This is a genomic window from Kitasatospora sp. NBC_00374 (assembly GCF_041434935.1).
Classification (GTDB): Bacteria; Actinomycetota; Actinomycetes; order Streptomycetales; family Streptomycetaceae; genus Kitasatospora.
The window spans coordinates 8,140,346-8,162,742 of the sequence record NZ_CP107964.1 but is presented as its reverse complement, the minus strand read 5'-3'; the positions used below and the strand labels follow the sequence as shown (position 1 = coordinate 8,162,742).

The window sequence follows — 22,397 nt, the reverse complement described above, 5'->3', positions numbered from 1 at the left end:
CCTGCCGGGCGGGGCGCCGCGCCCAGGAGCCACGCACCGCGTACCACGAACCCTGGAGCCACCCGCGATGACCGCGCCCCCGTCCTCCCCCGCACTGTTCGCCGCCGTCGACATCGGTGGGACGAAGACCGCCGGGGCCCTCGTCGACGCGCGCGGGGAGCTCCGGCACCGGATCGACCTGCCCACCCCGGCCGGGGAGCCCGGCGCCGCGGTACTCGCCGTGGTCCACCGGGTGCTCGACCACCTGGCCGCCACCGCCGGGTGGCGCCGGGTGGCCGCCCTCGGCATCGGCAGCGCCGGCCCGGTGGACCTGGTGCACGGCACCGTCAGTCCGGTCAACATCCCCGGCTGGCGGGACTTCCCCCTGGTCGCCGAGGCGGCCGCGCACCCTGCGGTGGCGGCGCGTTCCCTGCCGGTGGCGCTGGCCGGGGACGGTATCGCGATGGCCGCCGCCGAGCACTGGCGCGGTGCGGCGCGCGGCGCCGACAACGCGCTCTGCCTGGTCGTCTCCACCGGGGTCGGCGCCGGACTCGTCCTGGACGGCGCCGTGCGCCCGGGCCCGAGCGGCAACGCCGGCCATCTCGGCCACATCAGCGTCGACCTCGACGGCGAGGCGTGCCCGTGCGGCTCCCGCGGCTGCCTGGAGGGCATCGCCAGCGGCACGGCGATCGCCCGCCGCGCCCTCGCCCGGGGCTGGCGGCCGACGGGCGAGGACCGCTCGGCGCGCGCCGTCGCGGCGGACGCGCTGGCCGGCCACCCGGTCGCGGTGGCCGCCTTCGACCGGGCGGCGCAGGCACTGGCCGCCGGGATCGCCGCCACCGCCGCACTCGTCGACCTCCACCGGGTGGTCGTCGGCGGCGGGGTCGCGGCGGCCGGCCCGGCCCTGTTCGGCCCGCTCGCCCGCCACCTCGACCGGTACGCCGCGCTGCCCCACCTCCGCGGCCTCGACGTCCGCCCCGCCGAACTCGGCACCGACGCGGGGCTGATCGGCGCCGCGGCGATCGCCGCCGCCGCACCCGGCTCCTGACCGGCCCCTCGACGAAAGAACCGGCATGCCCCCGACACCGCCGTGGCCCCCGTTCGTGCTGCTCCGCAATCCCGTCCGCGCCTACGCCTGGGGCTCGACCACCGCGATCCCCGCGCTGACGGGCAGCGGGCCCAGCGCCACCCCGCAGGCCGAACTCTGGATGGGCGCCCACCCGTCCGCGCCGTCCTGCCTCGACCGCGCGGACGGCCCGCACCCCTTGGACCGGCTGATCGCCGACGACGCCGAGGGCCTGCTGGGCGCCACCACCGTCGAGCGGTTCGGCCCCACGCTCCCCTTCCTGTTCAAGATCCTGGCCGCCGAGCGGGCACTCTCGCTCCAGGTCCACCCCACCGGAGAGCAGGCCCGGGCCGGCTTCGCCGCCGAGGAGGCCGCCGGAATCCCCGCCGACGCCCCGCACCGGACCTACCGGGACCCCGGCCACAAGCCGGAACTGATCTGCGCGCTCGGCGAGTTCGAGGCCCTCTGCGGATTCCGTCCGGCCGAGGGCACCGCCCGGCTGCTGGACGAACTGGCCCTCCCGCTGCTCGCGCCCTGGGCCGTCGCGCTGCGCCACCGGCCCGCCGAGGAGGTCCTGCCCGCTCTGCTGCGGCACATCCTGGACGACGTCCGCCTCGGCCCCGCCGACCTCGCCACCGTCGCCGAGGCACTCCGGCGGGTCGCCGACGGCGACGGCCCGTACGCCGAGGCCTGCGCCGCCTACGCCCGCACCGCCGCGCAGTACCCGGGCGACCCCGGCCTGGTCGCCGCGCTGCTGCTCAACCACATCCGGCTCCGGGCCGGCCAGGCCCTCTACCTCGCCGCCGGGGTACCGCACGCCTATCTGCGCGGTACCGGCGTCGAGTTGATGGCCAACTCGGACAACGTGCTGCGCTGCGGCCTGACCGCCAAGCACGTCGACGTGGCAGGGCTGCTGGCCGTGACGGTCTTCCGGACCGGCGAGCCGGAGATCCTCACCGCGGCACCGGCCCGGGACGGGATCGAGGAGCGCTTCCCCTCCCCCGCCGCGGAGTTCCGCCTCTCCCGGCTGCGGCCCACCGGCACCCCCGCCCGCGTCGACCTGCCCACCCCACAGATCCTGCTCTGCACCGTCGGCCGCGCCCGGCTGCACGCCGCGGCCGACCAGGGTCTCGATCTTCGCCCGGGCCAGGCCGCCTACCTCCGCCCCTTCGCCGGGCCGGTCCACCTGACCGGCCCGGACACGGAGCTGTTCCGCGCCACCACCGGAGACTGAGCCGGCGCGTCCTCCGTCGCTCCGCGTCCCTGGGCCCGGCGTACCTGGCCGACCGGGTGGTTCAGACGGTCTCGCCGGTGCAGGAGGCGTGGGCGCCGCAGGCGTAGCAGGTGTACCGCATGCACCCGGTGCACAGGCCGATGTTCTCCAGCCGGTATCTGTCCCCGCAGGTCCCGCAGTTGGCCCGCTCGCGCAGCATGGCGTCCCATCCGTCGCTGCCGCCGATGGAGTCGTAGGAGGCGGCGACGAACTCCGCCCTGGCGATGTCGTGATCGGTCCGGTGCCGGAGGTGCCACGAATAGACCGCGAAGAACGCCTTGCCGGTCAGCAGATGCTCGCGGCCACGATTGTCACGGGTCCACACCTCGACGAGCCGCCTGATCCGCTCGTCGATGGGCAGCCCGCAGTCGAGGACCACGTGGTTGCTCGTCACCGCTGCATTATGCGACCGGGAAGGCCGTCGGGGATAGTCGAGGGCTTGGGAGCGCCACCGGAGTTTCACCCGGTAGCGTCGGACCGCACCGGCGCCGGCGTCCCGGACGCCTTCGATGACTTCGATGTCTTCGAGGACACCGCCGTTGCGCTCGATCGTCGTCGCCGAGGCGGCGTTGTCGGCCTCGTCGGACGGCAGCAGACCGAATCCGTCCTCGTGGGAGCCGGGACCCCACTCGTCCCGCGCCTCCAGCCAACGGTGTGCAACCGGACGGTGGGGGCGATCAGTTCGGGCATGCGGCGATGACACCGATCCCGGCTCGGCGCCGTCTCCAGGCGGCCTACGGCTGCCGCGCGAGCCGCGGGAAGCGGGCTCGCACCGCGTCGATGCACAGGTCCCGCGAGGTGGGGCCGCCGAAGCGAAGACGGTCGTAGTCGGCGAACTGCGGCTCCAGCGCGTCGAGTTCATCGACCAGGGCGTGCAGGCGCGACGACCACGCCACGGAGCCGGCGTCCGGTTCGTCCGGTGCGGCGGCGATCGCCGCCGTCAGGCTGCCCTTGCGCCGGATGGCGGCCGGCGTCACCGCGTGCAGGCACACGTACTGCCCGCTCAGGTAGGCGTCCCACTCGTCCTTGCCCGCAGCCCGATCGTCCCAGTGAGCGGTGAACCAGGCTTCCAGCCGGTCCGTTCCGCCCGCCTCCTCGGCCAGCGCGAACAGGTCGGACGGCACCATCTCGGCCCCGTCGGAGCGCAGGTATCCCGGCATCGGCAGCAGGCGCCCGAGCATGAGCCGCCGCACCTCGTCCGCCGGCCGGCCGTGCGCCGCGCACAGCTCCTCCAGGACCACGAACTGCCGGCTGACGTAGGCGTCGTCGGCGGCGGTCATCGGATGTACGCCGTTGACCTCGCGGAATCGGGCGGCGAGCCGATGCTTCAGGTCTCCAGCGGGCACGGGTGGTCCTCTGCCGTCACGCGCACGGGAGTCTCCCGCAGCACCCTGCGCATCATATCGGACACGTGTTCGATCCAGATCGCCCGACCATGCCCGTCGCAGCCCGAACCGGCTTACGTCAGCAGCCGAAGCCGCCCTCGCCCCGGAGCTGCAAGCGCCCGAACGGCCCACTGGTGGACAAGACGGAAGACGCGATCCAGGATGGTTGTGCCGGACCGGCCCGGGCCGGTCCGATCTCCCACCACACCGACTCCCAGCTGTTCCCTGTCGCCCGACCACGACGGTCGCCCGACACGAAGACCGACGGGAAAGGAGGCGGGTAGATCCACACCGGCCGGCGCTCTCAAGCGAGCGGGCAAGCAGGGCGAACGGGCGGAGAGTCCACCGTCGCCCATGCGCCAACCTTCATGGAGTGGTCATGCCGATACTCGTTCCCACGAAGGACGTGACGAAGCCGCAGCACCTGTTCATCCCGTACCTGACGGCGGATGGCGTCGGTGCGCTGCAGATCGTCCACACCGGGACCATCGCCCTCGACGCCGGCAGCGACGGTGGGACATCTCGCAACGAAACGGTGGCGTCCTTCGTACCCTATGGCGATTCAGGCCCCGGAAACCCGCCTACGGCCGGAATGGTCCAGGACTTCAGCAATGTCCGGGCGGCAGGAGTGGTGACGGCCTCGCTCGGGGGGCTGAGGGTGTCACCGAACGACGGCGCAACGGCGTTCATCGACGCTTCGGTCCTGCGTCTCGGCACCCAGCCCAACCTGATGGGAGCCGGGGGCGCCCCGCTGTGTCTCATGATCGGAATCCGAGTCGGAGTCAGGCTTGCCAATATCTCCCGGATTGCCTACCAGGTGACCGTCAGGATTGAGAGCGATCCCGAAAACGAGCACAGTATCGACACTGTTCGGAACATCCCCAATCTCATTCCGGCCGGAAGTCCCGGTGGATCCATGGTGAACACCGGCCACTCCGACCCCGTGTGGCCCGGGTTCTGAGCCGGCGGCGCCGGCGGAGGCACCTGCCGCACCGGGCCCGGCCCAAGGGAGGAAGAGCGTGCGCGAGTTCCTGGTCGAGATCACCACCCGCATCCCCGAGGGCACCGACCCGGCCGAGGTCGACCGGCGCCGCGCCGCCGAGGCGGTCCGGGCCAAGGAGCTGGCCGCCACGGGCCACCTGGTCCGCCTCTGGCGCCCTGTCGGCGAGCTGCGGAGCCTCGGTCTGTGGCGTGCCGCCGACGAGGCCGAGCTGCACGAGACGGTGCTCGGAACCCTCCCACTGCGCTCGTGGATGACCTTGGTCGTCACCGCCGTCGAGTCGCACCCCAACGATCCGGGCAAGCCGGGCGGCGCGGTCAAGACCGACCCCACGGCGTGACCGCACCGGCATGTTCCTCCCCCGCAGGACGTTGGATCGCCCATGACCACCACACCGCAGGACCTACTGACCGTCGCGCTGGACGTGGAGTCCGGTCACCTTCCCGAACAGGGCGAGCTGTCGCTCGCGCTCGCGGGAGCCGAACTGATCGACCTGCTCGGCGCCCGGGCCGTCCGGCTCGACGACGACCGGATCGTGCCGGGTGACCGGCCGACGATCGCGGACCACCTCCTGGACCAGGCCGCGGCCGCCCTCGTCCGACAGTCGCCGTACGAGTCGGTCGACGACTGGCTGTGGCGCAGGGGCCGCGGGCTGGCAGCGGCCTATCTGGCAGCCCTTGAAGCCGACTCCCCCGTCCGCCGGGAGGCGTCGGACCGCAGGGCGTCGCACGAGCCCGTCCTCGCCGCCCTCGCCTCAGCCGCCGGGATCGACGCCACTCGAACCGGCGACTCGCCCGACGAGACCGACCAGACCGACGTGGCCGACGACGCCGTGGCGACCGTGCTCGCCGCCGTCAACGACGCGGTCAGAGAGCTGGACGCCGTCCGGCAGCGCCGGGCCATCGAGGACGCGGCCTTCGCCAACATCTGGCGCGGCGGGGTCCTGTGACGTCCACGCGCGGCGGCGCCGGGCATCCCGGGTCCGCAGCGCTCCGGGCCGCCGGCGGGGAGCATCCCACCGGCCGAGCCCGATGCCCCCGAGCCCGGCGGGCATCAGCCGATCCGGCGGAACGTCACCGGAAACCGTCTTCCCGGAAGCGGCCGCTGCGATGATGTGGGCTTCAGTTTCCGAGCCTGGGAGGCCGCCGTGCCCCGTACACCGCAGGAGATCTTCGAGAGTTACGTCTACGCCGGTCCCCTGACGCGCAATGCCGACGCGCTGGCCGAGAACTTCACCGAGGACGGCGTGTTCGAGGCGCCGCTCATGCCCGTCGGCGCGGCCTTCCCCAGGAGGCTGGAGGGCCGCGAGGAGATCCGTCGCACGATGGCGGCGCACTACCTGCGACAGGCGCAGGACGGCCGCTCCCCGAACCTTGAGAAGTCCCGATACGTGCTGCACACCACCTCCGAGCCCGATGTGTTCATCGCCGAGATCGACACGGTCTTCGACGGGGACGGAGAGGACGTGGCCGTCTCGCTGGTACAGATCTTTCGCGTCCGTGACGGAAGGATCGCTCGACTGCGTGACTACTTCGCGCCCGAGCTGCTGAGCTGAGGACCTTCGGAACGTCCTCGGGATCCCTTCGCACGGCCGGGCGTTGCCGTCCAGGTCGTACCCGGCGACGGCGGTGCTGCCACCCCGGCCGTCACGGGGGTCGGTGGCCCTGTTCCCAGGGCCACCGACGGACGGGTCGGGAAACCGCGCCGCGGATGCCTCGGCCGGGTCAGACACCCCATGACGTTTGAGGTCAAGCGGCATGGAGGTGTGCGTGGTGGGACCAGGCGGTTGCTTCGTCGTAGTGGGTGCGGGTCTTGAGGCATCCGTGGAGGATGCCGACGAGTCGGTTGCCGACCTGGCGGAGAGCGGGGTTGTAGCCGGCCTCGCGTGCGCGCTGCTTGTCGTAGTAGCGGCGGGCGCCGGGTGAGGCGCGCAGGGCGGAGAACGCCTGGCGCTGGAGGGCGTCGGCGAGCCGGTTGTTGCGGACGTAGCGGGCCTGGACGGTGTGGCTCTTGCCGGAGGCCCGGGTGACGGGGCTGGTGCCGGCGTAGTTCTTGCGGGCTTTGGCGGAGGTGTAGCGGGTGGGGTCGTCCCCGAACTCGGCGAGCACCCGGGCGCCGGTGATCTCTCCGATGCCGGGCATGGAGAGGTAGATCTCAGCGTCCGGGTGCGCGAGAAAATGCGCCCTCACCTGCTTTTCCATCGCGGCTATCTGCTCGTTGAGGGCGAGCAGGAGCCGGGAGTGGGCAATGGTGGCGGCCGCGTAGGCGGCCGTGACCGGCTCGGGCAGCTCCAGCTGCTTCTCGCGCAGTGCGGCCTGGATCGCGCCGGCCTTCTGGTCCCGGTTGTGTCGGCGGGCCCGGGCGAGGACGGCGGCGATCTGGGTGCGGGTCAGCTTCGCCGCCGCCTGCGGTGTGGGTGCTCTGATCAGCAGTTCCAGTGCGTCGGTGCTGGTCAGTTCCAGGGACGCGTAGGCGTTCAGGGCGGCGGGGAAGTACTCGCGCAGCGTGCTGCGGAGCCGTTGGAAGGTGCGGGTGCGTTCCCAGATCAGGGTCTGGTGGGCGCGGGTCACGACCTTGACGGCCTGGGCCTGGTCGCTGTCGCCGGCGATGGGCCGTAGCTGGTCGCGGTCGATGCGGACCATGTCGGCCAAGGCGTGGGCGTCGCCCTTGTCGCTCTTGGCGCCGGAGGTGCCGTACCGCTCCTTGAACCGGGCGACCTGCCGGGGGTTGATCGCGTAGACCTGGTAGCCGGCGGCGAGCAGGGCCTGTACCCAGGTGCCGCGGTCGGTCTCGATCCCGACGATCACGTCGGCGGGATCGGGGTCCTCTCCGGCGTGCTTGGCCACGAGCTCGTGCAGCTTGGCGATGCCTTCCGCGCCCTCGGGCAGCCTCGCGGTTGCGAGGCGTCGGCCGGTCGCGTCCTGGACCTCGACGTCGTGGTGGTCCTCGGCCCAGTCGTCGCCGATCAGCAGCAACTCTTCCTCCCCATCGCGTATTTGCTGGTCGTGCAGCCTGCGGAAGACACGGCACGCGGCCTAATGGATCCAGTGCTCACGCCCTGTTCGGCGGGCACGCCACCCCATCAGCGGTCATGGCCTTCCGGCCGACCAGCAGGGGCACGGTCTGACCCCAGAACTCGCAGTGGTTCCGGCGGAGAGAGTGCTCACCTGCTGGCGGCTACGGCACCGAGTCTCTACGACTCAGCAAGTCCCATTAGGCTGTGAGGGACCTCCACAGGGTCAGCGGCCGGTCCTCGACCGCGACCTGGTCGTGGTGCGCGGGGCCGTCGGCGATGGAGATGATGCGGTACTTGTCCTGGTGGAACACCCAGAACAGGCTCAGCCCGTTGATCCCCTGCATGTCGGGCACCGCGAGGAACTCGTCGGTCTTCGGGATGTCGGCCAGCGACTGCCACAGGCTCAGCGAGCGGTCACCGCGCTCGATGACGTCGTTGTGCGCGCTGCCGTCCGCGACGGAGATCAGCCGGTAGACCTGCTGTCCGAGGAGGGTGTGGAACAGCCAGTAGTAGCTCTTCCCGTTCACCCGCTGCATGTCCGGCACCGCCAGGAAGGCGTCCACCTGGGAGATCCCGCTGAACGAGGCCCAGGCGGAGATCGGCCGGTCGGGCCGGTCGACGGCGCCCACGGAACCGGGCTCAAGCCCCTGCTCCGCACCGTCGGAGATCGAGATCAGCCGGTAGACCTGGCGGCCCTCGGTGGTGTGGAACAGCCAGTACCGGCTCCTGCCGTTGATCCGCTGCTCGTCCGGGACGGGCAGGATCGCGTCCACTCTCGACACCCCGTCGTAGAACGGCCAGGTCGTCAGCGGGCGGTCGGGCCGCTCGACGGTGTCGTTGTGCTCGTTGCCGTCGGCGATGGAGATGGTCCGGCACACCGGCCCGTCGGTTCCGGTCCCGTACGCCCAGTACCAGCTCTTGCCCCTGTCCCGCTGCATGTCGGGGATCGGCAGGAAGGCGTCGGTCGGCCGGACGGTGCTCGGGAGCTTGTCGGTGAGCCGCCCGTCGCCGAGGTGCCGCAGTGTGGTGAGCGACGGGGCGAAGGCGTACACCGATCCCTCGGTGGTCACGAACTGACTGAAGCTCAGCTCGGTGGTGGTTCCGGGGGACTCGAAGTTGACCTTGCCGGTCGGGCCGACCATCGGGTCGGGGCCGGGCTTCCTGCCCCGGCCGGGCGGGAAGTCCACGTTGTTGATCCAGGCCTTCTGGACAAACTCGAACTGCTCGACCAGGTCGGACTGGTAGGAGACGAAGAGCAGTCCGCGCGCGGCGTCCGGGCCGCCCGGGCCGTCCGAGGCCGGGTCGAACGGCGCACCGTACGGGGAACCGCGGCGCATCATCCTCCGGCGGTCCATGACCGGCTTCTCGGGCAGCGGTTCGGCACCGGGTGCTTCGAGCAGGCCGTCCCGGGGGTTGGTCTGGCGCAGGTGCGAGAAGAGCGGGGTGGTGAACCCCTCCGGGTCGTTGCGGTAGCCGAAGTCGTTGTCGTCGCCCGAGAGCGCGTTGGACGGCATGTCGGCGTTCGGGCACTTGGCGACGGGCGTGCCCGAACGCCAGCGGCCGACCAGGCGGGCGGCCAGCCACTCGGTGGTGGCCTCGTCCGGGACCACCTTGGCCTTCTTGAGGACCTTCAGCTGGACGGCGACCTGTGCCCACCAGCTCGGCACGTCCTGGGCGAGTCGCCGGACCACGTGGAAGCTGCCGTTGACTGCCCAGTCCGGGGGTGTGTCGTAGGTGATCCCGCCGATCCGGTCGTGGCCGAGCAGGAACTCGCCCGCCGGGATCAGCCGGGTGCCGTGCTTGCCCTTGACGCACTCCGGCCGGTCCAGGTCCGGCTCGTCGTAGCCGAGCACGCCGGGCTCGCTGACGCCGTCCTTGAAGCCGAAGTGCTCCTTGCCCCGCCGGCTGCCCGGAAGGGTTGCGCCGTTCTGCTGGAAGACGATCGCGATCTTGGCCTGGGCGGCGGCCTCGCGCTGCTCGGTCACGGCCGCGTGCAGGTCCTCGACGGTGTCGGAGGCGACGGTGACCACCGCGTGGACGGTCTGCCCCTTGCCGTCTCCGAAGAGCCAGTTCTCCGGGGAGCTGTCGCCGGTGTCGCCCAGGACCCGCTTGTCCGAGCCCTGCTTGAAGGCCTCGAACGTGCCGCCGGGCCGCACCGAGGGCAGGGGTTCCTTGCCGGTCAGCACCTTCAGCCCCTCGTAGGTGAAGCTGACGTTGGTCCAGGTGGCCTTCAGCGACTGCGGGTCGTCCCCGCCCGAGCTGTTCCTGGCCTTGCGGAAGGCGCTGTTGAAGGTGGCCACCTGTCTGGTGGTGGAGATCCGGGGGGCCAGACGCTTCACCCAGGTCCGCGCCCGCGGCGCGTCCTCGAACTTGAGGAACAGCAGCGTCATCTGGTCCTTCTTGAAACCCGCGATCACGTCGCCCTGGATGTCGTCGCTCTCACGTAGCTTCAGGTCGTTCGGCATGCTCTCTCCAGAGGACTCGCCCGAGATCGCCAGACGGCCGCCAGAGCGCGCCGGGCGCCGCCCGTCGACTCGCGGGCGGGGCAGCTTGCACCCAGCCGCAAACGCGGAGGGTAATCAAGAGACTATGGTACGTGTTCGAACGTTGCCAGGATCAGGGTGGCCGATTAACCCGCCCGGCCGATCAGTCACACTGGACACCCCAGCCCCGCATGGGCGTTGACGACATCATCTGACGGACACTCACCCGGCTGCGCGCGTCGGCGCGACAACGGACACCCGGCCACGGACACTGAGTGTCGTCACTGAGCGTATACGATGTGTCCCACATCGGGTCCGGTGACCGGCGTGGTCCAGGCGTTCGCCCGCCGTCACCACGCATCCCGTCCCCCCGCTCGCAAGGAGCTCCATGTCCCGCAGGAATCTGCCCACGACCGACGGACAGCCGCCGACCCGGAGGGCCCGCGCCTCCCGGAGACTGCTGTCCGCGATCGCAGCCTGTGCCGTCTCCGCCGTGACCGCCACGACGGTGCTCGCCGCCGCCGCGCCGGTGGCCGCCCTCAGCCATCACGGCGGCCATGGCGACACCCCTTCCGCCACGCCGGGGGAGCTCAACCCCGGTGCCGCAAAACCGGTCGTGGTCGATCCGGACGAGGCCGCGGCGCTCGGCAAGGAACACGCCGAGGAACACGCCAGGACCAGGAAGGCCCTTCGAGGCGTCGGCGAGTACCCGCAGACCACCCGCACCGAGCGCCTCAACGCGCTCACCTCGTCCCAGGCGACCGCCAACGCCGGCTTCGACCCGGCGGAGTTCGGCAGGTTCCGGGAGTACTTCCAGTCCCCCGACTTCGCCGCCCACATCGCGCTGCTGCCGACCGGCAAGGTGTTGCTGTTCTCCTTCGAGCGGATCGAGACCAACCCCCAGAAGGAACCCGCACCGACCGACACCATCGGCAAGGAGAACGCCGGCCGCGCCTACCTCTGGGACCCGACCAAGGGCACCGGCCCCACCTCGTTCACCAAGGTGACCCCGCCGGTGGTCAACATGCCGGACGGGAAGAACGAACCCCGCCCGGCGCCGTTCTTCTGCGCGGGCCACTCCTTCCTGCCCAACGGGATGCTGGGAGTCTTCGGAGGCAACCTCGGCGGCAACGGCGGCTCCGGCGCCAAGCTGTCCCTGGTCTTCGACCCGTGGCAGGAAGTCTGGTACCAGAACCAGGACATGGCGGTCGGACGGTGGTACCCCTCGGTGGTCACCGGCGCCGACGGACGACAGTTGATCATGTCCGGCCAGTCCGAGCTGGGCTGGGGCACCCCCACCCCGATCGTCGAACGCTTCCCCGCCAAGAACATCCCGGTGCCCTTCCTCAAGACGGACAAGCCGCAGGGCTACGCGGTGGACCGGTTCAAGGCCGACGCGCCGTTCAAGTGGGACTACCCGCACCTGTTCTCGCTGCGCGACGGCAAGATCTACGGTCTCGGCCGGTCCCCCGAACAGCAGTGGCTGTTCGACATCAACAGCGAGACCCGGACCGACCTGCCGGCCCGCCCGGACGCCATGAAGCGCAACTACGGCTCCGCCGTACCGCTGCCCGCCGGCTTCAAGGGGCCCGACTCGGTCCTGATCCTCGGCGGCAACCGGGACGACCCGAACACGTACCAGCTGGTCGGCGGCAAGTGGAGCACCGAGAAGCCCCGCGCCTTCGGACGCACCCAGGACGACACCCTCCTCATGCCGGACGCCACCCTGCTCACGGTCAACGGCTCCTTCGACATCCGCGACTACGGCAACGGCGACAAGAACCCCAACGCCGATCTGAAGTACCGGCAGACCGAGATGCGCGACGAGAACGGGAACTGGCGGCTCGGCCCCGTCCAGCGGCTGCCGCGCGGCTACCACTCCAACGCGGTGGTGCTCCCGGACGGCCGGGTCATGGTCACCGGCGACGAGCTCCAACAGCTCGCCAACGACCCCGACATCACGGACGACATGAACGGCAGCATCGAGATCTACGAGCCGGCCTACCTCCAGCAGGGCAGCCGTCCGAACCTCGGCATCGTCTTCAACCCCACCGTCGGCTACAACGAGAAGATCACGGTCAGCAGCAGCACCGCCACCGAGGTCACCCGCGCGGTCCTGCTGGCACCGACCACCGCCACCCACTCGGTCAACACCAGCCAGCGCCACCTCGACCTTCGGATCAAGAGCCGCAGCGGCAACTTCCTGGAACTGCAGGCACCGCCGTCCGCCGCCGCGGCCCCGCCCGGCTACTACATGCTCTTCCTCCTCAACGAGGAGGGCGTCCCCAGCACGGCCGGCTGGGTCCAGCTCAAGCCCACCTCCGGTGGCCAGACGGGCGGCCAGACCAGCGCCGACAACTGACCTCCCCACCTCCCCCGCGCGACAAGAGGCCCTCCACCCCGGGTGGAGGGCCTCCGGGCGCGTCATACCGGCCTTGCGCGGCAAGGGAGTCGGCAGCACCCCACCGACCCGGGCCCGACCGCGAACGGCCATCCCGCGCCCCGGGAATCCCCGCCCCGGCCGGCGGACTCCTCCGAACAATCGGGACAACGCAGGTGTACGGCAAGGGGTTCGGCCATGGGCGACGGTACGGGAACCAATCGGTGCGGACACGCGCGCAAAGGTCATCGCCCGGGACCGGTCCGGCCAATTCGACCGAAAGCGCAGTTCCGCTCATTCCGTCTTATCGGACCCAATTATTCGTTCCCACCGGTCTCCTGCGGTCTTTCACCGTCATCTCATTCTGCGGAATCACCGCGGCAGAGCGACTTCGGCACACCGGCCGAGGCGCGGTACACCGCCGCCGCCAGCCGTTCCTCGGGGCTGCGGGCGGTGTCCAGGAGCGCCAGGACCTCCGCCGGATCCGCGCGGACCAGGAACCTCGGGTCGGTCAACTCCGGCCGCTCCTCGGCAGGGCGTTGAGCACCGGGGGTCGGCGCGGGCCGGCACAAGGCCGGTGCGGCCGACATGCCGCGTTCGGCCCAAGGTGGCCGGCCGGCGCGCGACGGCGCGGGAGACTGCCGGGGGTCGAGCGAGACGGAAGGCCGAACCGTGGGCGGTAGCGCGCAGTTCCACAGCTGGGACGTCCGGGAGTCGGGGCCGGCCGACGCCCCGCACCGGGTGCTGCTGCTGCCCGGCGGGCTGTGCAGCACGGCGTTCTACGAGGACATGATGGCCGCCCCACCGCTCACCGGTGCACCGATCCGGCTGGTGGCCGCGACCGTCCCGGGCCACGCCGGCACGCCCGCGCCCGAGGACGTGTCGATCGAGAACTACGCGGCGATCACCGCCGCCTTCGCGGCCGACCACGGCTGCACGGCAGTGGTCGGCCACAGCATCGGCGCCAACATCGCGATGGAGATGGTGGGCGGCGGGCACTTCTCAGGGCCGGTGGTCCTGCTCTCCCCGACGTTCTCGCGACCGGACGAGTCCAAGGCGCTGGCGGTCGCCACGACGCTCGGCCGGGTGCCCGCCCTCGGCTCCCTGGCGTGGCCGGCGATGCTGTGGCTGGCCCCGAAGGCGCTGGCGGACAGCCTGCCGGAGAGTCGCCGACCGGCGCTGCTCGCCGACCTGAAGAAGAACTCCGCGCCGTTCTGCCGCCGGGCCATGGCCGAGTACTTCGCGTACCTGGACCGGTACGGCTCCCTGGTGCCGCGGCTGTGCGGCTCCGGTGCCCGGGCGTGGGTGGTACGCGGCGACCGCGACGAGGTGGGTCTGACCGACTCCGAGCGCGCCGGGCTGGAGGCCTGTCCCTCCGTCACCCTGGAGGTGATCCCGGACAGCGGGCACCTGGTGATGGTGGAACAGCCCGACGCCGTGGCCCGTCTGATCGCCGACGCCGTCCTCGGCGCGAACCGCTGATCCGGGCGGAGCGTCTCGGTCTGGGCAGCGGGCAGCCGTATCGCGTCACCGGCTCCCTCCCGCCCGGGCACTCGGTCTGACCGACCGCGGAGCGCCCGTCCGGGGAGTGGGACGGGCGACCGCAGCCGAGGGCGGCACTGCGGCGGCAGCGTGCCGGGTCAGACCAGCAGGCTTGCGGCCAGGGTGATCGGCACGCCGGCCAGCGCCTGGCTGACGGGGCAGTTCCGCTTGGCGTCCTCGGCCGCTGCGGTGAAGGCCTCGGCCGACAGGTTCGGCACGTCGCCCTCGACGGACAGGGTGATGCCGGTGATCCCGGTACCCGGCTGGAACGTCACCTCGGCGCGCGCGGCCAGCGACTGCGGCGGGGTGCCCGCCTCGGTCAGACCGTGCGAGAGCGCCATGCAGTAGCAGGAGGCGTGTGCGGCGGCGATCAGCTCCTCCGGGCTGGTCACCCCGTTCGCCGCCTCGGCACGTGCCGGCCACGACACCGGGTAGGCACCCACGCCGGACGACTCCAGGGAGACGAGCCCCTCGCCGCCGACCAGCGCGCCCTTCCAAACCGTGGACGCAGTGCGGGTGGTAGCCATTTGTTCCTCCAACGATTGCTGAGACCGCATGCCCGAACGGCCGCACCCTGCGGGGCCGGCCGACCGGAGCCGGTCAACGTGTGCGCAGGCCGCCACGACGCGGCAGCGCCCGTACGTACGCGGCCCGCCCGGCCTGCCCACTGATCACACCAGGCCGGCCCGGCCCCGGGCCACCTCACGACGGCCTGCGGACCAAACCCTTCGGTGCCACCCGTCCACTGTGCCGGTGCCCCGGCGCGCCGAACTCCTCCCGGCCCAACCACACCTCATGCACGGGCAGTCGGCCGACGCGGCCGGACGCGGGGTGCGGGCCCTCAGCGGGCGCTGCCGAGGTTCCGGTCCCCGTCGGCGCCTTCGAGCAGGAGGGTGGTCTCCTCGATCCGGCGGAAACGACCGTCGGGCGCGAACTCGCCGAAGAGGTAGACCTCCATGCGGACGGTGGACCCGTCGGTCTTGGTGACGGTCACCGTGTGGCGGTCGGCGTAGCGGTCGCCGTCCACGAGCTCGTCGTGCACCTGGACCGATCCGCCGGCCACGATCTTGCGCAGGTGGGCGATGTGGGTGAGGAACTCCGTGCGGTCGTCCCAGCGGCCGTCGGTGCGCTGGCGGTAGTCGGGGGCGAAGTGCCGGTCGGCGGCCTCGTCCAGGTCGAGCTCCGGAGTGAAGAGCAGGTCGTTGAGGGCCGCGGTGATGTGGGTACGGTTCATGGGAGTCCTTCGGTTCGCGGGGGGTCCCGCCACGGAGAGTACGAAAAGTGCGTGCCTGGAGCACGCTTCCGACTCTACAGGAAAAGCGTGCTCGGTGCACGCTAATCTGGAGGGGTGACCCACACCACCGGAAGCGACATCGCCGACGCGCTGGGGCTGCTCCTGCGGCGGAGCACCCGTGCCCACCTCTACACCCACCTGACCGAAGGCCTGGGAGAGGCCGTCGACGAACTCACCTACCCCGTCCTCAGCGGCCTCGCACGGACCGGGCCGTGCAGCGCCGCCGACCTCGGCCGCGAGGTCGCACTCGACCGCACCACCGTCACCCGGCGGGCCGACCGGCTGGAACACGCCGCCCTGCTGCGCCGCGAGCCCGACCCCGCCGACCGCCGCGCGACCCTGCTCGCACTGACCGACGAGGGCCACCGTGTGGTCGCGGCCACCAGACAGCGACTGGCGGCCAGCATCGAAGCCGCACTCGCCGACTGGCCGGCGGCCGACGCCGCGACCTTCGCCCGTCACCTGCGCCGCTTCGTCGACGAAGGCCCCTTCGCGACGGACCAGGACTGACCACGCCCGGGCGGACCCGCGGGACAGCGGCGCAGCGGCGTACGGGCGGTGGCGTACGGGCAGCGACGTACGGGGCGCAGCGGGACAGTGGCGCAGCCGGGAGCGCGGCCACCCGCCGCTCCGCGACGACGGGTGCCGTCGGGACTACCCCTGACCGGCGACGCCGTCGGCCGCGGGCCCGGGGCGCCGCGCGAGACCGTCGACGCCCACCGGCGCGCCCTGCGGCCCGGCCCCGCCGATCCCCTCCGGGCCCAGGGGCACCCCGTTGCCGCGCAGGACGTCACGGACGTCCAGGATCAAGGGGAACACCTCGTGGTTGCGGTCCCCGCCCTGCTCGTCCCAAGCCTGCTGCTCGGCCTCGACCGCCATCCGGTCCTGGGCGAACACCCGCTCCGTGAAGCGCCGGATCAACGGCCACGCCACGTGGAGCGCCCCCGGGACCGGCGGCTTCTCGATCATCAGCAGGCCGAATGCGTGACACGTGCGCTGCTCGGCGTCCTCCGGCACATAGGCCGCCCACAGCGAGAACGCAGGCAGTCCCGCTCCGTCCGGAACGTCCTGGAGCGTCTGGTAGGGGTATTCCGTCCGGATGGTGACGACATCGGGCCTGTCCCGCCCGCGAAGTCCTTCCGCGGACAGCAGACCGGCACCCCGGTCCTTCCTGCCCCCGGCGGGCACGAAGAGGTACCGGGCTTCCACGAACCGCGGACCGCACTCGTAGCCCAGGAGCTCCGGCTGGATCCTGCCCAGTACACCCCGGTGCAGGAACTGGTGGTTCATGTCCAGCAGGTTCTCGTGCATGAACGAGTAGTGGCACCGAACCGTTCGGGAGAACGTCATGGTCCGGTGCGTGGCCGCCCCGTACTGGGGCAGCACCGGGAAGGGCGCCTCCTCGGCCTTCTCCGGGTCACCCGGAAAGACGAACACCAGGCCGAAGGCCTCACGGACCGGATACGACCGCACCCCGCGCGGCGGCCGCTCACATCCCTTGGGCAGGTACGGGATCTGCGAGATACGGCCGTTCCCCCGGTATGCCCAGGCGTGGTAGCAGCACCTCAGCGCCTCGCCCTCCACGACCCCCAGACTCAGCGGCACCTGCCGGTGCGCACACCGGTCCTCCAATGCGTAGACCCTGCCGCTCCCGCCGCGGTACAACGCGATCCGTTCACCGGCGAAAACAGCCGCGAAGGTCCGTTCCTTCCGCACCTTCCGGGAGACAGCCACCGGGTACCAGTAATCCGGATCGATGCCCACCCTCCGCAGGTCCACAACGCCCCCGTCACCGTCCCTCTCCGACCGCGGAGCCACCCCCGCCGGCCTGTCGAAGGGATACCGCTCCCCCGGTCGGGCCTCGGTCATGTACCGCTCCCTCGCACTCAAGCCGAAAGGACACAGCCACTACCCTGGCCGCCAGGTCCCGGCGCACACATGCGGGCCGGACACCCGTGGCATCCGGCCGGCTCGGCGCCCCCAAGGCCGAGGGCGACCCGCCGGCCGCAGCAGGACTCCACCCTCCACGGTCGCCTGGCACCGGGCGAACGGCAACCGCGGCTGCCGGCACCCGGGCGCCACGGCGCAGGAAATCCTCCCGTCCGCACCCCGCGAGATGGGCCTTCGTCGCCCGGGGGCACCGAAAAATCTCCTGTTGCGACAGGCAGGGGCGGGGCGGGGCGTGGGGCCTCGATGCGCCCGTCCAGGAACCTGCGACCCGGCCGTGTTCCAGGTAGTCCGCGACCCACCGCCGTTCCGATTGGTCCCACGCAGCGTCAATAAGGTCGGCGGGGTCCGGCTCTGGGGCGTCCCCCCGTAACCCAGAAGCCAGACCGGACGGTCGGCGAGTTCCGCGGAGTACCGTCCCCCGCTCTGGGGACGTACTGACGCAGCGTGAGACCGAGGATGCGGTGGAAGGCGGCGACGAAGGAGCCGGCCGAGGCGCAGCGGAATCAGTAGCCCTCCGCTCATCTCCCCTGTTTCCGTTGCTGGGCCCCACAGGTCGAGGACCAGGGCTAGCCGAACCACTTGGGGGAAAAGACCGTCACGAGGAGAACAAATACCGCAACCATTCCGAACAACGTCAGGCCGACAGTCCACACCTTGAAGGAACTGAGCCTGGTCAGCAGGGTCAGGATCGGCCCGCCGATCGAGCTGGCATCCCGGAGTTCCTGGAAGGCTGCACCATGGACCCTGGTGTTCGGAAAGTAGGCTTCCTCGTACAACTTCAGCCACTCTGCGTCTGCGATTTCACCCTTGCGATGCTTGGCGATGAGCTGGACGGAGAGAAACGAGGTCGCCATAGAAAGAAGTGACGCAATAATCCGGGAGAGTCGACTGCTGTCACCGAGTGCGATGGAAAATAGAAACGCCTGAGCCGTCAGACTGAGCACGGGAACCTGCCAGAGCAGGTTATCGAATTGAATTCTTCTGGCGGCCACCACTTGGTATACCTGATCATTTCTCTCCATGCGTTGGAGGCTATCAGGCCAGGGGCCTGGCGGGGTGTGAATTCCGATTATCGGCAGCCAATCCTGACGGCGCACGAGGGTGCGCACAGGCCAGTGGTGGCTGCCGTGGGAGAAACCCGCGCCGACCGATCGCCTGCCCCCTCACGTGCCCAACGATGATTCCGTCTTCCCGTGCCCACGCACTTGGTCCGCCGCCATGTCACGCCCGGTCGGCGGTACGGCAGGCTTGGACCATGTCTCTCGCCTCGTCGGGCCGTGTCCCGGCCCTCCCGCCTCAGTCCGGAGCAGCCGCTGACGGTGGCCTTGGGGCCCGCCTGAGCCACACGGCCGCGGATCTCAGCCTCAACCTGCCCGCGCAGCAGGACACGTGGGAACGGATGGCCAAGTTCAACGGCGCCGACGGGCGCCAGGTAGTCGTGCACACACTCGACAAGAGGCGCCAGTACGGCGTGCGCTTTCACAAGCAGGGCGCCTGGCTCGCCACCGGAGCAACCGCGGATATCTCGGCCCTGGTCAGGGCAACGGCCGCCTGGATGAGCGGCGCAGACCTCGAACAGACCCGCGCGGTGGCCCCGTTCGTCCGGTTCGGCACCTGGGCCCTCGCCCACGAACGCCAGCCGCTCGGCCGCGTCGAGCTGGCCTGGTGGCACAAGCTCGACTCCTTCCACCTGCCTCCACGGGACCGCCACCCCCGCGCGCTCGCACTGCTGCAGGCTGCCCATGCCCAGCCGAGCCTTCGTCAGCTGATGCCGGTCACCAGCCACTTCATGCTCTGGTTCTCCGCGACCATCGACTACCCGTATGCGCGGGTCGGGTTCTCGATCGATCCGTACCGCGACGGGCGGTACCTCGTCCGGGACCGGGGAGAGGTCGTCGCGCGCACCGCGACGCCCGAGGAGGCCGTCGCCATCGTGGTGGCCGCACTTCCGGAGGACACGGGCCCGGCGCTATGACCGCGACCGGGTGGCGGTGGGCCTTCGATGCCGGCGGGACGGAGCCGTGGGAGTCCATGCCGACTGGAAGATCGACTACCGCCCCACCGATCACCTGCTGGGTACGGTCTGAGCGGTTGCCGTCGAGACCGTGCCCACCTTCGCGTTCCGAAGCATCCCGCAGTGGACGCCTCCCGTGACGGGCCCGGCGCGGGGGCGGCGGCACGGCTCAGGGTTGCCGGCTGCGGCCGGCACCGACCATCCAGGCGATCCCGACCACCACGCAGAGCGCCACGAGCACCAGCCCCAGTCCGATCGACGTCCAGCCGCCGCTGGTCAGACTGTCCAACTGCTCCTGGTACGTCGTGTCGCGTGGTTCGGGCATCCCGTCGGTGACCGGTCCGGTGAGTCGGGCCCGGCAGACGTCGCCCGGCACCATCGGCCGGCCGTAGCAGGTGGGCACCTCGGTCTGCAGTTTGTCGACACCCGACAGGACCAGGCCCACACCCGCGGCGAGCACGAACACCAGAATCACCACAGCCATGACCGTTCCGGACCCCCGTCCCCGCACGGCCGCCGTGCCGGCGCGCCCCCGTGCGTTCGGTGCGGTAGCTACCCTGCCCGCTCCCGGCCAACCCGGTGCCGCAGGTGTCGTCGGGCACACGGCCGGCCTCACCTCGCTTCGGCCGCCTGCGCCGACGGTGTCCACAGCCCCCCACCTCCGTGCCCGCCGCGGCCGGCGCCCCGGGGCCGAACCGCTGACCGACGGTCAGGAGGCGCGGGAGGGGCGGGCCGGGCCGGACGGGGGCGCCGGGAGCAACCGGTACGCGGCGCCGTCGGCGACGACGCGGCCGGCCGTGGGCGCGGGGAAGTGCGTGCCGAGGACGAGGGTTTCGGTGCCTGCGATCGAGCCGAGGAGCCTGCGGCGTGATGCCTCGGACTGCGCGGGGTCGATGTCGACGCAGCTGCTGATGGCCGGGTGGGCGAGCTGGACGGGGTGGTGGATGCAGTCGCCGGTGATCAGCGCCGCGCCTCCTCGCCCGGTCAGCTGGACGGCCGTGTGGCCGGGGGTGTGGCCGGGGGTGGGGAGCAGGCGCAGTCCCGGTGCGATCGCGGCACCGTCCGTGGGGACGTCGACGAGGTCGAGCAGTTCGGCGTCCTCCACGGGGTGGACGGAGTCGCGGAACATCTGCCGGCGGGGCTCGTCCATGTCCTGTGCGGCCCAGAACTCGCGTTCCGTGCGGGAGGTGAGGTAGCGGGCGTTGGGGAAGGTGGGAATCCAGTCGCCGTTCCCGTCGGTGCGGGTGTTCCAGCCGACGTGGTCGGTGTGCAGGTGGGTGAGGACGACCAGGTCGACGGAGGCGGGCGGGAAGCCGGCGGCGGTGAGGCGGGTGAGGTAGTCGGTGTCCAGGTCGTTCCAGGCCGGGTTCGTGCGGGTCTTGTGGTTGCCGATGCCGGTGTCGACGAGGACCTTCAGCCCGCCGGTCTCGAAGGCGAAGGTGTGGCTGTGGATCCGCAGGATGCCGTCGGGGTCGGCGAAGTCGGGGCGCAGCCAGGGCTGTTCGAGGACCAGGTCGGGGGTGGCGCCGGGCAGCAGCCAGGGGCCGGTGGAGGCCGGGAGGGTGGCCTCGTCGATGCGGTGGACGGTGATGTCGCCGATGGTCCAGGTGGGGGCGGCAGAGTCGGCGGCGGTGTCGGAGGCGGTGTCGTGCCGGTCAGCGGGCGAGGTGTGCATGGTGTGCGGTGTCCTTCGTCGGGTGCTGGTGATCGTGCGGGTCAGCATGCGGGTGTGCGTACAGGTGATCATTTTCGGTGGTCCGGGCGGGCCGGGCGGACCGGGGTCCGGGGTCGCGGTCCCGGCCGGCGGCGAGTGAGACCGCCGCGACCAGGGCGAGTACGGCGGCGCCGGTCACGTACCCGTGGGCGGTGAGCCGGGGTCCGTGGAGCTGGGTCAGGGCGCCGGCGGCCATCGCGGGCAGGCCCATGGACAGGTAGCTGAGGACGTGGAAGGAGGCCAGCGCCGCGGCGCGGTCGCGCTGGTGGAGCGGGGCGAGCGTCATCGTCATCGCCGCCTGCGTGACGGCGCCGAACGCGGTGCCGGCGAGTGCCGCCGCCCCGAACAGGGCGGGCAGGCCGGCGCCGTGCAGCGCGGCGAGCGCCAGTGCCGCCGAGGGGAGGACGAGCACGCAGCCGGCGACCGCCGTGGCGGCCGGTGGCCTGCCGCGAGTGGCCGCCATGGCGAGGGCTGCGGCGGTGGTGAGGGTGAGGAAGAGCAGGCCGCCGGCGGTGCGGGGGGCGCGGGGGTCGACGAGGGTGGTGAGCGCGGGTCCGAGGGAGGAGTAGTAGCCGCCGAGGGCCCAGACGGCGGCGACGCCCGTACCGGACAGGGCCAGCGCGCGGCGGGCCGCGGGCGGTGGGGTGAGGCGGGGGCGCAGGGACCGCAGGGCACCGGGCCGCCTGGCGGCGGTCTCCTCGGTGAAGGCGACGGCGGCGGCCTGGAGTGCGGAGAGGGCGGCCAGCGCGACGAAGGCGGTGCTCGCGGGATGTGCGGTGAACCGGACGAGGAGGGTGGAGCCGAGGACGCCCGCGGCCATGCCGGCGATGGGGGCGATGGCGTTGGCACGGGCGGAACGTGACGCCCTGTCCGGGTGCCCGAGGTCGAGCAGGGCCGCGCCGGCGGCAGTGGTGGCAGCGCCGGTGGCGGCGCCCTGGAGGGCACGGGCGGCGATGAGCAGGCCGGGGCCGTCGGCTGCCGCGAGGAGGGTCATGGCGACGGCCTGGAGGGCGAGCGCGCCGACCAGGACCGGGCGTCGGCCGAGGTGGTCGGAGAGCCGTCCGGCGGTGGTCAGGGCCAGCAGCAGGGCAAGCGCGTAGGCGGCGAAGACCACGGTGATCGTGAGCGCGGAGAGGTTCCACCGCTGCTGGTAGAGGGGGTAGAGCGGGGTGGGTGCGCTGGAGGCGGCCAGGAGCGCGGCGAGGACAGAGGTGTGCAGGGCGAAGGACGCCGCGCGCACGCCGGGGCGGCGCCGCCCGGACGCCGCCGGTAGGTCGGCGGGCATGGAACCCCTTTCAGCT

General features: G+C 71.7%; 22 protein-coding genes. 10 read left to right on the top strand and 12 right to left on the bottom strand.

Going from position 1 to position 22,397, the window contains the following annotated elements; all coding sequences use genetic code 11:
* Window positions 1–67 precede the first annotated feature (67 nt).
* Together OG871_RS35650 and manA are read left to right on the top strand one after the other, a co-directional pair.
* A complete protein-coding gene (locus OG871_RS35650) occupies window positions 68–1,027 on the top strand; it encodes an ROK family protein (RefSeq protein ID WP_371502493.1) in 960 nt (319 codons plus the stop codon).
* Window positions 1,028–1,052: 25 nt separating this feature from the next.
* On the top strand, window positions 1,053–2,279 hold the full coding sequence (gene manA / locus OG871_RS35645; protein WP_371502491.1) for a mannose-6-phosphate isomerase, class I: 1,227 nt from the start codon (window positions 1,053–1,055) through the stop codon (window positions 2,277–2,279).
* Between the two features lie 61 nt (window positions 2,280–2,340).
* On the opposite strand, the gene OG871_RS35640 is transcribed toward manA, so the two are convergent.
* On the bottom strand, window positions 2,341–2,712 hold the full coding sequence (locus tag OG871_RS35640) for a hypothetical protein (protein WP_371502489.1): 372 nt from the start codon (window positions 2,710–2,712) through the stop codon (window positions 2,341–2,343).
* Between the two features lie 340 nt (window positions 2,713–3,052).
* Window positions 3,053–3,664 carry a DUF6058 family natural product biosynthesis protein gene (locus tag OG871_RS35635; RefSeq protein ID WP_371502487.1) on the bottom strand — a complete coding sequence of 204 codons (612 nt, stop codon included), beginning with the start codon at window positions 3,662–3,664 and terminating at the stop codon, window positions 3,053–3,055.
* Between the two features lie 418 nt (window positions 3,665–4,082).
* On the opposite strand from OG871_RS35635, the gene OG871_RS35630 reads away from it, so the two are divergent.
* The 4 genes from OG871_RS35630 to OG871_RS35615 all read left to right on the top strand — a co-directional run bounded on the left by OG871_RS35630 (window position 4,083) and on the right by OG871_RS35615 (window position 6,258).
* Complete coding sequence (locus OG871_RS35630) at window positions 4,083–4,664, top strand: hypothetical protein (RefSeq protein WP_371502486.1); 582 nt, start codon at window positions 4,083–4,085, stop codon at window positions 4,662–4,664.
* 58 nt (window positions 4,665–4,722) lie between these two features.
* The gene (locus OG871_RS35625; RefSeq protein WP_371502484.1) at window positions 4,723–5,043 is read left to right on the top strand and encodes a muconolactone Delta-isomerase family protein; all 321 of its coding nucleotides are present in this window, start codon (window positions 4,723–4,725) and stop codon (window positions 5,041–5,043) included.
* Window positions 5,044–5,085: 42 nt separating this feature from the next.
* Window positions 5,086–5,652 carry a GPP34 family phosphoprotein gene (locus tag OG871_RS35620; protein WP_371502483.1) on the top strand — a complete coding sequence of 189 codons (567 nt, stop codon included), beginning with the start codon at window positions 5,086–5,088 and terminating at the stop codon, window positions 5,650–5,652.
* A 198-nt stretch (window positions 5,653–5,850) separates the two neighbouring features.
* Entirely contained in the window at window positions 5,851–6,258 is a 408-nt protein-coding gene (locus OG871_RS35615) for a nuclear transport factor 2 family protein (RefSeq protein WP_371502481.1), read from the top strand.
* 193 nt (window positions 6,259–6,451) lie between these two features.
* Here OG871_RS35615 and OG871_RS35610 read toward each other — a convergent pair whose 3' ends face one another.
* The gene (locus OG871_RS35610; protein WP_371494949.1) at window positions 6,452–7,678 is read right to left on the bottom strand and encodes an IS110 family transposase; all 1,227 of its coding nucleotides are present in this window, start codon (window positions 7,676–7,678) and stop codon (window positions 6,452–6,454) included.
* 238 nt (window positions 7,679–7,916) lie between these two features.
* Window positions 7,917–10,184: a Dyp-type peroxidase gene (locus OG871_RS35605; protein WP_371502479.1), complete on the bottom strand. Its 2,268-nt coding sequence runs from the start codon at window positions 10,182–10,184 to the stop codon at window positions 7,917–7,919.
* A 511-nt stretch (window positions 10,185–10,695) separates the two neighbouring features.
* Between OG871_RS35605 and OG871_RS35600 the strand changes: the two genes are divergently transcribed.
* Complete coding sequence (locus OG871_RS35600; protein WP_371502477.1) at window positions 10,696–12,564, top strand: galactose oxidase-like domain-containing protein; 1,869 nt, start codon at window positions 10,696–10,698, stop codon at window positions 12,562–12,564.
* 377 nt (window positions 12,565–12,941) lie between these two features.
* Here OG871_RS35600 and OG871_RS35595 read toward each other — a convergent pair whose 3' ends face one another.
* The gene (locus OG871_RS35595) at window positions 12,942–13,097 is read right to left on the bottom strand and encodes a hypothetical protein (RefSeq protein WP_371502475.1); all 156 of its coding nucleotides are present in this window, start codon (window positions 13,095–13,097) and stop codon (window positions 12,942–12,944) included.
* A gap of 157 nt (window positions 13,098–13,254) precedes the next feature.
* Between OG871_RS35595 and OG871_RS35590 the strand changes: the two genes are divergently transcribed.
* Complete coding sequence (locus OG871_RS35590; protein ID WP_371502474.1) at window positions 13,255–14,064, top strand: alpha/beta fold hydrolase; 810 nt, start codon at window positions 13,255–13,257, stop codon at window positions 14,062–14,064.
* 158 nt (window positions 14,065–14,222) lie between these two features.
* Here OG871_RS35590 and OG871_RS35585 read toward each other — a convergent pair whose 3' ends face one another.
* Together OG871_RS35585 and OG871_RS35580 are read right to left on the bottom strand one after the other, a co-directional pair.
* Complete coding sequence (locus OG871_RS35585) at window positions 14,223–14,651, bottom strand: OsmC family peroxiredoxin (RefSeq protein WP_371502473.1); 429 nt, start codon at window positions 14,649–14,651, stop codon at window positions 14,223–14,225.
* 314 nt (window positions 14,652–14,965) lie between these two features.
* The gene (locus tag OG871_RS35580) at window positions 14,966–15,358 is read right to left on the bottom strand and encodes a nuclear transport factor 2 family protein (protein ID WP_371502472.1); all 393 of its coding nucleotides are present in this window, start codon (window positions 15,356–15,358) and stop codon (window positions 14,966–14,968) included.
* A gap of 114 nt (window positions 15,359–15,472) precedes the next feature.
* Here OG871_RS35580 and OG871_RS35575 point away from each other — a divergent pair, with 114 nt between their 5' ends.
* Window positions 15,473–15,928, top strand: a complete 456-nt coding sequence (locus tag OG871_RS35575) for a MarR family winged helix-turn-helix transcriptional regulator (protein ID WP_371502471.1) — start codon at window positions 15,473–15,475, stop codon at window positions 15,926–15,928.
* A 144-nt stretch (window positions 15,929–16,072) separates the two neighbouring features.
* Here the strand turns inward: OG871_RS35575 and OG871_RS35570 are convergent, their stop codons facing one another.
* A complete protein-coding gene (locus tag OG871_RS35570) occupies window positions 16,073–17,287 on the bottom strand; it encodes a Rieske 2Fe-2S domain-containing protein (RefSeq protein ID WP_371502470.1) in 1,215 nt (404 codons plus the stop codon).
* A 647-nt stretch (window positions 17,288–17,934) separates the two neighbouring features.
* Window positions 17,935–18,390 (bottom strand): hypothetical protein, encoded by a 456-nt coding sequence (locus tag OG871_RS35565; RefSeq protein ID WP_371502469.1) that lies wholly within the window; start codon window positions 18,388–18,390, stop codon window positions 17,935–17,937.
* 377 nt (window positions 18,391–18,767) lie between these two features.
* On the opposite strand from OG871_RS35565, the gene OG871_RS35560 reads away from it, so the two are divergent.
* Window positions 18,768–19,343 (top strand): DUF6193 family natural product biosynthesis protein, encoded by a 576-nt coding sequence (locus OG871_RS35560; protein WP_371502468.1) that lies wholly within the window; start codon window positions 18,768–18,770, stop codon window positions 19,341–19,343.
* 208 nt (window positions 19,344–19,551) lie between these two features.
* Here the strand turns inward: OG871_RS35560 and OG871_RS35555 are convergent, their stop codons facing one another.
* The 3 genes from OG871_RS35555 to OG871_RS35545 all read right to left on the bottom strand — a co-directional run bounded on the left by OG871_RS35555 (window position 19,552) and on the right by OG871_RS35545 (window position 22,381).
* Window positions 19,552–19,866 carry a hypothetical protein gene (locus OG871_RS35555; RefSeq protein WP_371502466.1) on the bottom strand — a complete coding sequence of 105 codons (315 nt, stop codon included), beginning with the start codon at window positions 19,864–19,866 and terminating at the stop codon, window positions 19,552–19,554.
* A 225-nt stretch (window positions 19,867–20,091) separates the two neighbouring features.
* Window positions 20,092–21,057: an MBL fold metallo-hydrolase gene (locus OG871_RS35550; protein ID WP_371502465.1), complete on the bottom strand. Its 966-nt coding sequence runs from the start codon at window positions 21,055–21,057 to the stop codon at window positions 20,092–20,094.
* Complete coding sequence (locus tag OG871_RS35545; RefSeq protein ID WP_371502464.1) at window positions 21,038–22,381, bottom strand: MFS transporter; 1,344 nt, start codon at window positions 22,379–22,381, stop codon at window positions 21,038–21,040. Before OG871_RS35545 ends, OG871_RS35550 begins: the two co-directional genes overlap by 20 nt.
* Between the last annotated feature and the right edge of the window lie 16 nt (window positions 22,382–22,397).

What these genes read in the sequence shown, in the direction of transcription:
- OG871_RS35545 (WP_371502464.1), bottom strand. Translation starts at nt 22,381, where the DNA reads ATGCCCGCCGACCTACCGGCGGCGTCCGGGCGGCGCCGCCCCGGCGTG.
- OG871_RS35555 (WP_371502466.1), bottom strand. Translation starts at nt 19,866, where the DNA reads ATGGCTGTGGTGATTCTGGTGTTCGTGCTCGCCGCGGGTGTGGGCCTG.
- OG871_RS35605 (WP_371502479.1), bottom strand. Translation starts at nt 10,184, where the DNA reads ATGCCGAACGACCTGAAGCTACGTGAGAGCGACGACATCCAGGGCGAC.
- OG871_RS35565 (WP_371502469.1), bottom strand. Translation starts at nt 18,390, where the DNA reads ATGGAGAGAAATGATCAGGTATACCAAGTGGTGGCCGCCAGAAGAATT.
- OG871_RS35630 (WP_371502486.1), top strand. Translation starts at nt 4,083, where the DNA reads ATGCCGATACTCGTTCCCACGAAGGACGTGACGAAGCCGCAGCACCTG.
- OG871_RS35620 (WP_371502483.1), top strand. Translation starts at nt 5,086, where the DNA reads ATGACCACCACACCGCAGGACCTACTGACCGTCGCGCTGGACGTGGAG.
- OG871_RS35580 (WP_371502472.1), bottom strand. Translation starts at nt 15,358, where the DNA reads ATGAACCGTACCCACATCACCGCGGCCCTCAACGACCTGCTCTTCACT.
- OG871_RS35585 (WP_371502473.1), bottom strand. Translation starts at nt 14,651, where the DNA reads ATGGCTACCACCCGCACTGCGTCCACGGTTTGGAAGGGCGCGCTGGTC.
- OG871_RS35570 (WP_371502470.1), bottom strand. Translation starts at nt 17,287, where the DNA reads ATGACCGAGGCCCGACCGGGGGAGCGGTATCCCTTCGACAGGCCGGCG.
- OG871_RS35560 (WP_371502468.1), top strand. Translation starts at nt 18,768, where the DNA reads ATGGCCAAGTTCAACGGCGCCGACGGGCGCCAGGTAGTCGTGCACACA.
- OG871_RS35650 (WP_371502493.1), top strand. Translation starts at nt 68, where the DNA reads ATGACCGCGCCCCCGTCCTCCCCCGCACTGTTCGCCGCCGTCGACATC.
- OG871_RS35550 (WP_371502465.1), bottom strand. Translation starts at nt 21,057, where the DNA reads ATGCACACCTCGCCCGCTGACCGGCACGACACCGCCTCCGACACCGCC.
- manA (WP_371502491.1), top strand. Translation starts at nt 1,053, where the DNA reads ATGCCCCCGACACCGCCGTGGCCCCCGTTCGTGCTGCTCCGCAATCCC.